This is a genomic window from Nocardia sp. JMUB6875 (assembly GCF_041154655.1).
Lineage (GTDB): Bacteria > Actinomycetota > Actinomycetes > Mycobacteriales > Mycobacteriaceae > Nocardia.
On sequence record NZ_BAAFGR010000088.1, the window covers coordinates 1 to 13785 of the forward strand.

The 13785-nt window shown below is 67.9% G+C and carries 15 protein-coding genes; 5 read left to right on the forward strand and 10 right to left on the reverse strand.

All coding sequences use genetic code 11. The features are described from left to right. Positions 1-17: 17 nt before the first annotated feature. Together ACAM49_RS22405 and ACAM49_RS22410 are read left to right on the forward strand one after the other, a co-directional pair. A complete protein-coding gene (locus ACAM49_RS22405; protein ID WP_369637533.1) occupies positions 18-248 on the forward strand; it encodes a helix-turn-helix domain-containing protein in 231 nt (76 codons plus the stop codon). 65 nt (positions 249-313) lie between these two features. Beyond that, complete coding sequence (locus tag ACAM49_RS22410; RefSeq protein WP_369637502.1) at positions 314-1432, forward strand: serine hydrolase domain-containing protein; 1119 nt, start codon at positions 314-316, stop codon at positions 1430-1432. 18 nt (positions 1433-1450) lie between these two features. On the opposite strand, the gene ACAM49_RS22415 is transcribed toward ACAM49_RS22410, so the two are convergent. The 3 genes from ACAM49_RS22415 to ACAM49_RS22425 form a co-directional block, all read right to left on the reverse strand. Beyond that, positions 1451-2671: a NupC/NupG family nucleoside CNT transporter gene (locus tag ACAM49_RS22415; protein ID WP_369637503.1), complete on the reverse strand. Its 1221-nt coding sequence runs from the start codon at positions 2669-2671 to the stop codon at positions 1451-1453. Between the two features lie 77 nt (positions 2672-2748). Further along, entirely contained in the window at positions 2749-3324 is a 576-nt protein-coding gene (locus ACAM49_RS22420) for a TIGR03086 family metal-binding protein (RefSeq protein ID WP_369637504.1), read from the reverse strand. Positions 3325-3361: 37 nt separating this feature from the next. Further along, entirely contained in the window at positions 3362-4579 is a 1218-nt protein-coding gene (locus tag ACAM49_RS22425; protein ID WP_369637505.1) for an alpha/beta hydrolase family protein, read from the reverse strand. A gap of 93 nt (positions 4580-4672) precedes the next feature. On the opposite strand from ACAM49_RS22425, the gene ACAM49_RS22430 reads away from it, so the two are divergent. Next, positions 4673-5272, forward strand: a complete 600-nt coding sequence (locus tag ACAM49_RS22430) for a TetR-like C-terminal domain-containing protein (protein ID WP_369637506.1) — start codon at positions 4673-4675, stop codon at positions 5270-5272. 68 nt (positions 5273-5340) lie between these two features. Next, entirely contained in the window at positions 5341-6177 is an 837-nt protein-coding gene (secD, locus tag ACAM49_RS22435; RefSeq protein ID WP_369637507.1) for a preprotein translocase subunit SecD, read from the forward strand. Here secD and ACAM49_RS22440 read toward each other — a convergent pair. Next, positions 6174-7139, reverse strand: a complete 966-nt coding sequence (locus tag ACAM49_RS22440; RefSeq protein ID WP_369637508.1) for an NAD(P)/FAD-dependent oxidoreductase — start codon at positions 7137-7139, stop codon at positions 6174-6176. The genes secD and ACAM49_RS22440 overlap by 4 nt on opposite strands. Before the next feature lie 103 nt (positions 7140-7242). On the opposite strand from ACAM49_RS22440, the gene ACAM49_RS22445 reads away from it, so the two are divergent. Continuing rightward, positions 7243-7827 carry a helix-turn-helix domain-containing protein gene (locus ACAM49_RS22445; RefSeq protein ID WP_369637509.1) on the forward strand — a complete coding sequence of 195 codons (585 nt, stop codon included), beginning with the start codon at positions 7243-7245 and terminating at the stop codon, positions 7825-7827. Between the two features lie 47 nt (positions 7828-7874). Here ACAM49_RS22445 and ACAM49_RS22450 read toward each other — a convergent pair whose 3' ends face one another. From ACAM49_RS22450 to ACAM49_RS22475, 6 genes are all read right to left on the reverse strand, one after another. After that, positions 7875-8543 carry a TetR/AcrR family transcriptional regulator gene (locus ACAM49_RS22450; protein ID WP_369637510.1) on the reverse strand — a complete coding sequence of 223 codons (669 nt, stop codon included), beginning with the start codon at positions 8541-8543 and terminating at the stop codon, positions 7875-7877. 110 nt (positions 8544-8653) lie between these two features. Beyond that, entirely contained in the window at positions 8654-10147 is a 1494-nt protein-coding gene (locus ACAM49_RS22455; protein WP_369637511.1) for a flavin-containing monooxygenase, read from the reverse strand. After that, complete coding sequence (locus ACAM49_RS22460) at positions 10144-11001, reverse strand: SDR family NAD(P)-dependent oxidoreductase (RefSeq protein ID WP_369637512.1); 858 nt, start codon at positions 10999-11001, stop codon at positions 10144-10146. Before ACAM49_RS22460 ends, ACAM49_RS22455 begins: the two co-directional genes overlap by 4 nt. Then, positions 10985-11887 carry an alpha/beta fold hydrolase gene (locus tag ACAM49_RS22465; protein ID WP_369637513.1) on the reverse strand — a complete coding sequence of 301 codons (903 nt, stop codon included), beginning with the start codon at positions 11885-11887 and terminating at the stop codon, positions 10985-10987. The genes ACAM49_RS22460 and ACAM49_RS22465 overlap by 17 nt, the downstream gene beginning before the upstream one ends. Then, on the reverse strand, positions 11884-13275 hold the full coding sequence (locus tag ACAM49_RS22470) for a cytochrome P450 (RefSeq protein ID WP_369637514.1): 1392 nt from the start codon (positions 13273-13275) through the stop codon (positions 11884-11886). Before ACAM49_RS22470 ends, ACAM49_RS22465 begins: the two co-directional genes overlap by 4 nt. A 126-nt stretch (positions 13276-13401) precedes the next feature. After that, positions 13402-13689 (reverse strand): hypothetical protein, encoded by a 288-nt coding sequence (locus ACAM49_RS22475; protein WP_369637515.1) that lies wholly within the window; start codon positions 13687-13689, stop codon positions 13402-13404. Between the last annotated feature and the right edge of the window lie 96 nt (positions 13690-13785).

Sequence of the window (13785 nt, forward strand, 5' to 3'; positions counted from 1 at the left end):
TCGAGGGGCAGATTGGGTTGACGCCGAAGCGGGCTGCGATGTTGGTGCGGTTTCGGCATGCGGTGGATGGGTTGTTGGGGGGTGGGGCGGTGGCCGAGGTGGCGGTGGAGTGCGGGTATAGCGATCAGGCGCATTTGTGCAGGGATGTGGCGGCTTTCGCGGGGAGTACGCCGCGGGGGGTGGCGGCGAATCATCTGCCGAGCATCGCGCGGCAGCGGTATCGGGCTTGGGGAAAATTCGTTCAATAAATCGCGGGGGTGGGCGGTCGATAGTGGTGAGCGCATCATTCGTCGACAGCGACAGGACATCTACCGTGACCGACTCACTCGATACCGACAAGCTTCAGATCGGACTGGAAGCCATCCATGACGCAGGCGTGCCCGGGGTGTTCACCGAGGTCCGCGACGGCGACCAGATCTGGTGCGGCGCAGCCGGAGTCGCCGATCTCGCCACCGGGCGGCCCGTCACCGCCGATATGCGGCACCGGGTCGGCAGCATCACCAAATCCTTCACGGCCGCTGCGGTACTACGCCAAGTCGAAAGTGGCGCAATAGATCTCGACGCGCCGATCGGCCGCTATCTGCCGCACCTCGTGCCCGGCGAACGCGGCCGGCAGATCACCGTCCGGATGCTGATCAGCCACACCAGCGGCCTCGCCGAATACCTTCCGTACGCTTACACTTCCCTCGCGGCCTTCCCCGCCGTCGCGAAGACGACGCCGGAAAGCTTCGAGGACAACAGGTTCACGCGTTTCGACCCGGTGAAGATAATCGCCCTGGGCGTCGACGCACCCGCCACCGGAGCCCCGGGCAGCACCCCGGGTGTGTACTCGAACACCAATTACTTTCTCCTGTGCCAACTCCTGGAGAAGGTGACCGGCGAGACCGCCGAACAGTACATCACCCACGACGTGATCGAGCGCGCCGGGCTGCGAAACACCGAGCTCCCCACCGGAACACAGATCGATGGCCCACATTCGCTGCACTACGAGTCCTGGTTCGGCATGTTCGAGCCGCCCCGCGACTTCAGCGTCTTCGATATGTCGTTCGTCGGCCCGGCGGCCTCGCTGATCTCCACCGTCTCGGACCTGAACCACTTCTTCGGCCTGCTGCTGGCGGGCGAGATCGTCAGCCCGGAGTCCTTGGCGCAGATGCAGCGCACCGGCCCGGTCGTCTCCTTCGAGGGCAAGCTCGTCGATTACGGCCTGGGCCTGCACCGGTTCACGCTGCCCGGGCGCAGAACCTGCTGGGGCCACGACGGTTCCGTCTGGGGCGGCGGAGCCGTCTCCATGATCAGCGCCGACGGCCGCCGCCGATTCTCGCTCGCGGTGAACCTGCAACGCTGGAACCGATTCGACGCCAACGGGATTCCGCAGCCCCATCCCATCGACCATGCCCTGCACGCATTCATCCAACTCGCCATGTGCGGGTGAACGCCCCGGCTGACAACGTCACGCGATCAGGCCCACGATGGTCGCGCTCAGGAAACTGACGAGCGTGGCGCTGTACAGCAGCCGCAACCCCCACCGGGCAATCACCGCACCCTGATGCGTATTCAACGTACGGACCGCCCCGACCACGATCCCGATCGTGGAGAAATTCGCGAACGACACCAGGTACGTGGAGACGATCGCGATGGTGCGGTCCGACAATCCCTCCCGATGCCGACTCAACTCGGTCATGGCCACGATCTCGTTGGATACGAGTTTGGTCCCCATGAACCCGCCCGCGGCATCGGCCTCGTGCCAGGGAATTCCGGTCATGAACGCCAGCGGCGCGAAGACATGCCCCATCAACTCCTGAAAGGTGGTGCCATCGAACAGCGCCGCGAAAATCCCGTTCAACATGGCCAGCAATGCGATGAACCCGATCAGCATGGCGGCGACGGTGAACGCCACCCGGAATCCGACGAGAATGTAGTCGGCCAGCATGCCGAAGAACGATTGCGGCCCGTCCACGGATTCCGGATGCGCGGCAAGCACTTCCGCGTCCTCGAAGGCCGTCACGGTGTACGGATTCATCAGGCTGGCCACCACGAACGCACCGAACATATTGAGCGCGATCCCGAGCAGCACGTATTTCGCGTCGATGAGCATCATGTACGCCCCCAGAATGGACGCCGACACCGTCGACATGGCCGACAACGCGAGGGTGACCATTCGCCTTTCCGGCAACCGCGGCAACAGATTCCGCAGCGAGATGAACACCTCGGACTGCCCGAGAATCGCCGCCGCCACCGCATTGAACGACTCCACCCGCCCGTACCCGGACACCCACGCCAGCAATTGCCCCAGATAGCGAATCACCAGCGGCAGCACCCGCAGATACTGAAGTATCCCGATCACCATGGACACGAAGACGATCGGCATGAGCACGGTGAACAGAATCGGCGCTCCGGTGGAGGTATCCGCCCCCACCTTCACCAGATCACCGAACACGAACGAGGTCCCCTGCATCGCATAGGCGAGCAGATGGTCGAATCCGTCCCTGACCACCCGCACCGCGGCCGCACCCACCCCGGTCTTCAGCAACAGAAACCCCAACCCGAATTGCACCGCCAGCAACAGCACAACCCGCCCCACCCGTGTCCGCACCGCGCCCCGGTCGGTGCTCGGCAGCCACGCGAGCAGCAGAAACCCCAGCAGCCCGAGAATTCCGACGACAAAATGCACGCCCACCTCCTGATGACGGACAACTGTCGGCAATCACATCAGGAGGCGGGCGCAAACGGTGGCAGGCGCGGTGGCGGTCAGTCGAATTCCCGGCCGAGAAAGCCCAGCAGCCGCCGGTGCGCCACGGCGTCGGCGGGAACGGGACGCTCCGGGCCGAACATGCCGGGCCGGCGGAAGGCGTCGAAGTCCATGGACCGCATGACGGTGAGCAGATGTTCGGCCTGCTCCTCGTCGATGAGGTGTTCCTGCCCGGTGAGAACGGCCAAATCGATTCCGTGCACCACGATTTCGGTCAGATGGATCACGGCCGCCATCGGCCCGGGCACCTCTCCGAAGCCGAGGCGAATCGTCGTGTCGAGCGCCCCGGGCCGCGCCCAGGCGGCACGGTCCAGTTCCGCCGCGGCGGCGAACGCCGCGCGATGGTCGCCGCCGAGCCAGTCATCGTGATGGTCGCCACCGGGATCGGTGCCGGTGAGTTCCGCGGCGAAGATGCGCATCCCGCCGACGAGGTGGTTGAGCTCGAAGCCGATATCCCAGCCCGGGCACAGCGAATCCCGGGTCAACTGGTCGGCGTCGATCCCGGCGACGATGACACCGGCGGTGCCGAGGGCATTGTCGATGCGGTCGATGAGGGAGAGGGCGGCAGTGTTCATGGTGGGTGTCTTCCGATCCGATATTTCTCGAAGTTGTTTACGCGGAGAGGGTTTCGTCGAGCCAATCGAACATGTGCCGATGCATCGTCGCCCGCCCGCCATAGCAGCAGTGCTCACCGCCGCCCTCGTTCTCCGGCATCCGGATCAACGTGGCCGGGCAGGTCAGCGCCCGGTACAGCCGTTCCGGCTCGCCGGCGAAGATGTCGTTCTCCGGATCGAATACCAGCGTCGGCGCGGTGATCGACTCCGCGACCCCGGCCAGGTTGTACGCCTCGGTGCGGCGCACGTAATCCGAGATCGAGTCCGCCCCGAAGGTCCACACCCCATTGCGCAATGCCCAGCGCAGCGCGGTGTGCTGGGCCATCATCATCCTGACCACCGGCTCGACCAGATCGTCACGACCGTCCATCACCCACTCCCGCAGGAACTGCGGAACATTGCGCAGGTTGAAGGCGCCGTAGTCGTAGAGCCCGCCGTCGGCCACCACCGCGGCGATGCGGTGTTCGAAGGCGGCGGCCCGGGGCACCAGCAATCCGCCGAGGCTGTAGCCGTACAACGCGATTCGGTCGCCGTCGATCTCGGTCCGGGTCAGCGCGTAATCGACCACCGGCGTGATCACGTTCTCCCAGTCGGGCCGGAAGAACAGGCGCTGTTCGCGCAGCGCCGCACCCTGCCCGGGCCCGTCGTAGGCCAGGCAGTTGTATCCCCGGCTCAGCGCCGCCGCCGCGAGCGCGAAGTACGCCTCCTCGACGATGGAATCGAAACCGCTGGTGAAAATGACCGTGGGACGCGGGGTTCCGGAGTCGTCGACCAGGAATAGATACCCCGGCAGCGTGGTGCCCTCGTACGGAATGGCGACGGCCTCGACCGGGCGGTCCATCAGTGCCGCCGCATCGGCGAAGGTGATCCGGGCGCGCTGCGACGCATCCTTGACGTCGGCATCGTTGAAAGGATCATCGCGCAGGTAGAACTCGCTGTTGCGGTAGTAGTTCGACGCCCGCAGCAGCGCCTCGCGAGCACTGACCCGATGCCCGGCGGCCAGCGCCTGCCGCCCGGCCACCTCGACCCGCGCCGCCGTGGCCTTCCACTCCCGATGCCAGGACGCCTCGTCCCCATCGGCGATGGCGCGGGCGGTCACGAGGATCTCCCCCAGATCCGCGCCGCCGTAGTTGGCGAAGCAGGCGGTCCGCAGCGTCTCGAAGGAGAAGGACTCGTCGTCGAAGAGGAACTTCATGATTTCTTCGCTCTCAGTCATCGAGTCGGAACGGTTCCGTCTCGGCTATGCCAGGAACGATAGACCTGATCCAATCGAGACGCAACCGTTCCGTCTCGTGCTATTGTGAGACCCATGCCCACCCCCACACGCCGCACCTCCGGCGGCCCGGTCCTCCAGGACGAGCTGACCGACGCACTCACGAAGGCCTTCTTCGAGGAGCTCGCGGCGGTCGGGTACGGCCGCCTGTCCATCGAGGCCGTGGCCCGGCGCGCGGGCGCGGGCAAGGCCGCGGTCTACCGCCGCTGGACCTCCAAACAGGCCATGGCCGAGGACTTGATCACCAAGGTCGCCGTCGCCGCGGCCGACACCCCGGACACCGGAACCCTGCGCGGCGATCTACGCGCCTACTTGGGCGCGGCGGCCGACGGGCTCCGGCATCCCTTGGCCTCGAAGATCATTCCCGACCTCTTCGCCGAGGCGGCCCGCGAACCGACACTGGCGGCGAGCCTGTCCGAGGGCGTCGGCGGTGCGCGGCGGGAGCGCGCGGCCGAACTGCTCCGGCGCGGCATCGATCGCGGCGAGCTCCCCGCGGACCTCAATCTGTCGCTGGCACTGGATTTCCTGCTCGGCCCGCTCTATTGGCGGCTCACCATCGTCGCCGACCCGCCCGAACCGGACTACCTCGACGAGCTCACCACCATGCTGCTCACCGCTTTCCGCGCCACCTCCTGACCTTCGATCGGGCGTTGTGGCGCACGGGTGTTTATCATCTCGGGGTCACTCGTCACGAAGGGGTCCGGATGAGATTGTCGAGGTCGTTGCGTCGCGGTATCGGTGCTGTGCTGGTCGGTTTGGCGGCCGTGACCGTGGCGAGTGCGTGCGGCGGAAAGGACAAGCCGGGCACCCCGGTCGCGTTCATGGCACGCACCGCCGAGGGCGCGATTCCGTCGGCTGGGACCATGGATCAAGCCCGGCAACTGGTCGAGAAGCGGGCCCAGGGCCTGGGATTGGGCAAGACCACCGTCACCGTCGACGCCGACATGATGACCATCACCGTGGCCGGGGACGACGGTACGGCGGCGCGACTGCTCGGCAAGACCGGCCGGGTCCTGATGCGACCGGTCCTGTCCACCAGGATCTTTCAACCCACCGGCGTGAAACCCATGCCGCTCAAGGAGATCCGGCAGAGCACCGACCCGGCCGTCCAGGCCGCCACGCTCGCCGGATTCGATTGCCGCCTGCCCGAACCGCTGCAGGGCGGCGACGATGCCACGCTGCCGTTCGTGACCTGCGCGAACACCGGCGACGCCGCGTACCTGCTGGGCCCCTCGGTCATCGACGGCCGCGAGATCGCCGATGCCAAGGGCGGCATGGACACCCGCACGGCCCGCTACGGCGTGAACGTGACCTTCACCGACGCCGGAGCCCGCCAGTTCGCGCAGTATTCGGTGGCGAACATCGGCAAGCAGTTCGCCTTCGAGGTCGACTCGCAGGTGGTGTCGGCCCCGGTGATCCAGAGCGCGATCACCGGCGGCCAGACCCAGATCACCGGGAACTTCACCAAGGACACCGCCGACAATCTCGGCGCGGCCCTGCGCTTCGGTGCGCTCCCGGCGATCCTCACCCCGCAGGGCTAGCTCACCCGCAGCGCGCGGTACTCCTCGACGGCGCGCCGGGTGTCCTCGGCCACCAGGTCGGCATTGATCTGCGCCCCGGCCATGGCACCGGCGGCCGCCGCGGCGCCCACCTGAGCCGACAGGTCGACCACATTGCCCGCCGCCCAGACACCCGGGATCTCGGTGCGGCCGGTGGCATCGGCGGGAATGTATTCGCCCACGCCGCTGGGATGTTCGGTCGCGATCAGCCCGAGGTCGGCGAGGAATCCGGCACGGGCGACCATGCGGGTGGGCGCGGCCAGGATCTCCCGGGCCACGACGTCGCCGTCGGCCAGGCGCACGCCGGTGATCCGGTCCTCGGCCACCTCGACGGCCGCGATCTCACCGGTCACGACGCGAATCCCCCTGGCCGCCAACTGCTCCGCCTCCTCCGCGGTCGGCGGCGTATTGGTGTGCGCGAAGTACACGACATCGGAACTCCACTGCCGGAACAGCAACGCCAGGTGAATCCCCATGGGCCCCAGCCCCAGTACGCCGATGGCCCGATCGCGCACCTCCCAACCGTGGCAGTACGGGCAGTGCACGACATCGCGGCCGAACCGCTCCCGCAGCCCTGGAATCGGCGGAAGTTCGTCCACCAGACCGGAAGTCACCAGCAGCCGCCGGGCCCGGGTCGAGCCGCCGTCGGCCAGGGTGACGACGAATTCGTCTCCGTCCCTGACGATTCCGCTCACCTCACCCGACACCACCGCGCCACCGTACTGCCGCACCTCGTCGCGCCCGCGGACCACCAGTTCCGTCGGCGGTACCCCTTCGCGCGCGAAGAGCCCGTGCACCCTGTCGGCGGGCGCGTTGCGCGGCTTGCCCGAATCGATCACCGCCACCGAGCGCCGCGCCCGGGCGAGCATCAGTCCCCCGTTCAGTCCCGCGGCGCCGCCGCCGACCACCACCACGTCATAGCTGCTGTTCAGCTGATCGGTCATTGATGACCACCTCCTCCCCGACGACTCTGCGGGCAGCCCGGCCATATCGGCAACCTTCTTTGCCGATATGGCAAACTAGAGCCATGAGCGAGGACCTGGATCAATGAGCGAGGAAACCGATCGCGCGCTCGACGGCGTCGGCCCGCGCCTGCGTGAACTGCGCAAACAGCGGGAAACGACGCTCGCCGAGCTGTCCGCCGAGACCGGCATCTCGGTCAGCACCCTTTCCCGCCTGGAGTCCGGCGCGCGCCGCCCGACCCTCGAGCAGCTGCTCCCCCTGGCCCGCGCGCACAATGTCACCCTCGACGAACTGGTGGACGCCCCGCCGACCGGCGACCCGCGCGTGCACATGCGCCCGATCACCCGCCACGGCATGCAGATGCTGCCCCTGACCCGCCGGGTCGGCGGCATCCAGGCGTTCAAGGTGATCATGCAGCCGAAACCCGGTCACACCGAACCGAATCCGCAGACGCACGAGGGTTACGAGTGGCTCTACGTCCTCAACGGCAGGCTGCGCTTCATCCTCGGCAAGCACGATCTGATCCTGGAGCCCGGCGAGGCCGCCGAATTCGACACCCGCGAACCGCACTGGTTCGGCGCGGCCGATGACCAGCCGGTCGAATTCCTCAGCCTCTTCGGCAAACAGGGCGAGCGCGCGCATTTCCGCGCCCGGCCCCGCACCGACTGACGACTGCGCCCGCAACGACCGACGGCTGTGCCCGCAACGACTGACGGCTAGGCCTCGTACCGGGGCCCGACCAGCGCGAGCGCGGTTTCCACTGCCACACCGATGATTTCGGTGATATCGCCGCCGTCCTCCACGGTGGAGGCGATGAGCTCCCGGAACCCGCCGTAGAGGATCGTCGCCATCTGCCTACCCGGCGGATGCAGCCCCGCCGATTGGAATTCCGGTGTGGCGGTGAGGTTCTGGATCAGCGCGATGAACGCCTCGGCCGCGTCACGATGCAGCTGCCGCGCCCGCTCCCCCAGCGCCGGAGTATCACGGATCCACGCGAGGGTTATGGAGGTGTCCTCCCGCGACGCCTCAATCCAGGATTCGATGGCCTGGCGCACCTGCCGATCCCACGGCGCGGTCGGGTCGACGGCCGCGTAGATCTGCGCGACCGTCTCGTTGTTGCGTTCGGTCAGCAGCGCCACGAAGCAGTCCTGCTTGTCAGCGAAGTGCTCGTAGAACGTGCGCCGCGAGGTGCGCGCGATGCGCACCACGTCGGCGACGGTGGCGTCCTTGTACCCGCGCTCACGCACGGCGTCGGCCATGGCGTCCAGCAGCCGCCGCCGGTACACGGAGTCATTGGCGGACACGGAGTCATTCGACACGGCGTCGTCGGCCGGCTCGGCGCTGGCGGCGGCCGCGGCCGTCGTGGTCGCGTCAGCACTGGTCACGGGCATCAGCGTAGTTTCTCCCATCTCCCCGAGCGCCGCGGCGGGTCGCCGTGAGCGCCACGGCGTGTCGAGCTTTCCGGAAGCTCGGCCGCCGCGACGCTCTCGGCGGGTCAGGCGGTGACCTGTTCCGGGTCGGCGGACAGTGCCGCCGGTCGCGACGGGCGGCGGCCGAAGCGGATGGTGCCGTCCTCGATCTTGCCGTGCCGCAAGGTAATCACGTCCTGGGCGTAGTTCATGCCCAGCCGCCAGGGCGCCCGCGATCCGGCCTTGGGGAAGCGGTCGATGGCCCGCAGCACGTATCCGGCCTGGAAGTCGAGCAGCGGCGCGGTGGTCACGGTCGGATCCGGCCACGGCGTCGCCTGCGCGTAGCCGCGAACATCCATGTGCCGCAACAACCTACAGACGAACTCGGCGACCAGGTCGGCCTTGAGCGTCCAGGAGGCATTGGTGTAGCCGATGGTGAACGCGAAATTCGGCACCCCGCTGAGCATCATCCCCTTGTAGGCGATGGTGTCCGGCGGCGCGATCTCCTTGCCGTCGACGGTCAGCACGATGCCGCCCAGCGCGAGCAGGTCCAGCCCGGTCGCGGTCACCACGATGTCGGCGGGCAGTTCGGCACCGGATTCGAGCTTGATGCCGTCCGCGGTGAACCGGTCGATGCGATCGGTCGCCACCGACGCCCGCCCGTCGCGGATGGCCCGGAACAGATCCCCGTCCGGCACCAGGCACAACCGCTGATCCCACGGGTTGTAGGTGGGCTTGAAGTGCGTGTCGACGTCGTAGCCCTCGGGCAGCTGCTTGATGGCCAGATTGCGGAAGAACTTGCGCATCATGGCCGGTCGCCGCTGGCTCAGCTGATAGATCAGGGTGCTGACCGCCACGTTCTTCCAGCGGGTGATGGTGTAGGCGCGGCGGTCGCCGAGCTTCTCCCGCAGTTTGGTGGCGATCCCGTCCACGGTCGGCACCGTCAGGATGTAGGACGGCGACCGCTGCAGCATGGTGACGTGCCCGGCCGTGCGCGCCATGGCCGGAACCAGGGTGACCGCGGTCGCGCCGCTGCCGATCACCACGACACGTTTTCCGGCGTAATCGAGTTCGGCGGGCCAGTGCTGCGGATGCACGACCTGCCCGCGGAAGTCGTCGATTCCGGCGAACTCGGGGATGTAGCCCTCGTCGTAGCGGTAGTACCCGCTGCACAGGTAGAGGAAATGGCAGGTGATGGTCGAGGTCTGGCCGTCATGCTCGAAGCCCACCGTCCAGCGCGCCTCCTCCGACGACCAGGACGCGCCGGTCACCTTGTGCCCGTATCGAATTCGCCGATCGATCCCGGCCTCGGCGGCGGTCGCGTGGATGTAGTCGAGGATGGCGGGCCCGTCCGCGATGGCCTCCGCGGCCACCCACGGCCGGAACCGGTACCCGAGGGTGTGCATGTCCGAGTCGGACCGCACCCCCGGATACCGGAACAGATCCCAGGTGCCGCCCATGGCGTCCCGCGCCTCGAAGATGGCGTAGCTGCGGGACGGGAACGCGTCCTGAAGATGGTGCGCCGCACCGATTCCCGACAGTCCCGCGCCCACGATCAGCACGTTCACGTGTTCGGTCATCGTCCCGCCCCCTTCGCGGCGCGGCCGCGCACCGCACCCATCACGACCGCCAGCACATCGAAGTAGTGCGTCGGCGACACCCGCGTGAGGATGTCGAACATGTACGCGTCCGGCCCGACGAGAATGCGCGCCTTGCCGCGTTCGACTCCGCGACAGATGATTTCGGCCGCCTTCTCCGGCGATGTCATGGCCATGGCCTCGAATTCCGCGGCCATCTGCTCATGGGTGCGACCCCTGCCCTCCGGATCCTTCCGGACCCGGCCGTTGCGGGCGATATTGGTCTTGATGCCGCCCGGATGCACGGTCACCGCGGAGACCCCGGTGCCCCGAAGTTCCTGCCGCAAAGCGTCGGTGAACCCGCGCACCGCGAATTTCGCGGCACAGTAGGCGCTTTGGTACGGCATCCCGGCGAGCCCGTACACGCTGGAGGTGTTGACGATCACGCCGCTGTCCTGCTCGACCAGGAGCGGCAGGAACGCCCGCGTCCCGTTCACGACCCCGTCGAAGTTGATGCGCCGCAACCATTCATCGTCCTGCGGCACCGATTCCAGCACCGAGGACGCCACCGCCACCCCGGCATTGTTGAACACCGCCGCCAGCGGCGCGGTCAGCCATTCGCGGACCTCCTCGGCGAAGGCGACCTGCTCGGCGGCATCGCTGACATCCAGCACCCGGGTCAGCACCGGCCCGCTCAACGCGGCGGCGGTCTGCTTCAATCCGTCTTCATCGATATCGGCGATGGCCACCGGCGAACCGCGGCGGGACAGCAATTGGGCCAGTCCCCGCCCGATTCCGGAGGCCGCACCGGTGATCATGACCGGGTGGCCGGACAAGGGCCTAGTGCTTCGGGGCATCGGAACTCCTGGATTCAGTTGTGCGGATATGGGTGTCGATGAGTTCGGCCAGGGTGGGCCACAGAGCCTCGGGCAGATCGTGCCCCATGCCGGGCAGGGTGTGCAGGCGCGCGCCGGGCACGGCCGCCGCGGTGACCGCGCCGCCGCTCGGGTTGACCATGCGGTCGCGGTCGCCGTGCAGCACCAGGGTGGGCGCGGTGATGGTCCGCAGCTCCCGGGTCCGATCACCGGACTTCATGATGGCCCCCAGCTGGCGTCCGACGCCCGCGGCCGGTCGCGGATCACGGTCCCAGGTGGTTCCGGCGGTGGCGCGAATCCTGGCCTCGTCCAACGGGAATCCGGCCGAGCCGATGTGCCGGTACATCCGGACGGCGGCGTCGGTGTGCTCGTCGCGGGTATTGGCGGGCTTGCTGAACATGCGGCCCCACGTCGACAGCGCGGGCCGCCCCACCCTGGCCGCGCCGGTGGTCGAGAAGATCGAGGTCAGCGACGACACCCGCGCTGGATACCGGGCGGCGACGGTCTGGGCGATCATGCCGCCCATGGACATCCCGGCCAGATGCGCCCGCTCCCAGCCCAGCGCGTCCAGCAGCCCGAGGGTGTCGAGGGCCATATCGCCGAGATCGTATTGCTTTGGGTCCCACCGCTTCCGCAGCAGCTGGGCCGGGCCCGGCGGCCGGAAGCGGAGGTGGGTGGACTTGCCGACATCGCGGTTGTCGAAGCGCACCACGTCGTAGCCGCGCTCGGCCAGCAGCGTCACCAGCCCGTCGTGCCATTCGTGCTTCTGCTGCCCCAGCCCGGCGATCAGCAGCAGCGGAACCCCTTGTCCCTGCCGCTCATAGGTGAGTTCGATCCCCCGCCCGACGTCTGCCACCTGCTCGCTCACGCCGTCACCTGCTCGCCTCGCGCGTCCTGGTTCTCGCCGTTTCCGGGCGTCGCGGCGTCCTCGGCCGCGGGCTCGGCCACCGTGGGCCGCGCCGCTCGCCGGTACACGACCGCCCGCCCCTTCTTCGCGGGAACCAGTGCGACACCGCGGAAGTGGGTGCGCTCATCCGGCGCATCGGTGGGCTCCAGGGTGAAATCCCGCAGCAGCACCCGCAACACCACATTCATCTCCATGGTCGCGAACGCCGCCCCGATGCAGCGCCGCGCGCCGCCGCCGAACGGAATCCAACTGAACGTCCCCGGCCGCTTCCCGAGGAATCGATCCGGATCGAAATCCCGAGGGTTGCTGAACAATTCGGGATTGTCGTGCATCAACCGGATGCTGACCATCACGCCCTGCCCGCGCGGCAGCGTCCACCGCCCCAACTGCAGCGATTCCGCCCGCACCTTGCGCGCGGTGGCGTCGATGACCGGCCGCACCCGCTGTGTCTCGAGCAGCACCGCCTCGCGCAGTTCGGAACCGCCGGCGTCGATCTCGGCGACGAGGCGCTCGAGGATGTGCGGGTGCCGCCGCAGCCGTTCGATGGTCCACGACAGCGAGGTGGCCGTGGTCTCGTGCCCGGCGGTGAGCAGGGTGAGCAGTTCGTCGGCGATCTCGCTGTGCGTCATGGCCGAACCGTCGTCGTAGCGGGCCTGCAGCAGCATGGCCAGCACGTCGTCGCGCTCGCTCAGGTCCGGGTCGGCGGCCGCGCGCTCGATGAGCCGTCGCACGATCCGGTCGTATTCGGCGCGATAGGCCGCGAACTTCGCCCACGGCCCGAAGCGCCCGAACAGCTTGCGCGGCACCGGAAGCGCCGCCAGCGCGGACCCCACCAGCACGAGTTTCGGCAGCAGCGCCCGCAATTGGTCGAATTCCGCGCCCTCGGCCCCGAAGACCGCGCGCAGGATGACGTTCAGCGTGATCCGCATCATCGAGTCCATGGTCGCGAACTCGCGCCCCGACGGCCAGGACGCCATCTCGCGAACGGCCTCCTCCTCGATTAGCGATTCGTAGACCGCCAGCCGCCGCCCGTGGAAGGGCGGGGTGAGCAGCTTGCGCTCCTTGCGGTGCTCCTCGCCGCGCAGCGAGAAAAGCGAACCGGGACCGAGGAATTGGCCGAGGTTGGCGTCGATATTGTCGACCAGATCGGTGTGCGTGGTGAACAGCGCCTTCACCTCGGCCGGGTCCGAGAGCACCAGCGTCGGTCCGAAGCGCGGCATCTTGACCATGAACGCCGACCCGTATTTCGCGTGCAGCCGCCGCCAGGTCCGGGTGCGTCCGGCCAGGATCTCGACGGCCTGCACGAAGGCCGGTGTGGTTGGTCCGTCGGGCAGTGTCACTGTGGTCATGCGGCATCTCCCAGCCTGGTACCTCTGCGTACCAGCAGAACGGTACGCGCGTGTACCACGGTGTGGCAAGGGTCACTTCTCACACCGGGAGTGTCGCGGGACACCCGCGGCGGACCGGGAGTGCGACTACGCGTGCGCCGCGCGAGCCGGGTGCGCGGGATCGAAGATCGAGACCGGCGGGCCGTCACCCGCCGGATGCACCTCGAGCTTGCCGGTGTCGTCGATGAGGACGCGCCGGCCCGGGTACGTGCGCCGGGCGATCTCGGCATCCCGCTCGTCGAACTGGTCGCAGCCGGTGAAAACCAGTACGCCGTAATGCAATTCAGTGGCGTACACACTGGCCGGCCAGCGATGCAACCAGACATCCAGGTCGAAGAGGACTTCGGGTTTGGGCAGGTCGGTGCCAACCGTCATGCGGGCATGGTAGTCCCGGCGATCGGCATTTCACAGCGTCTTCTTATTGCAGTGCAACTGCAATAACTGTTAGCGTGGAGTCATCCACCATTGCCG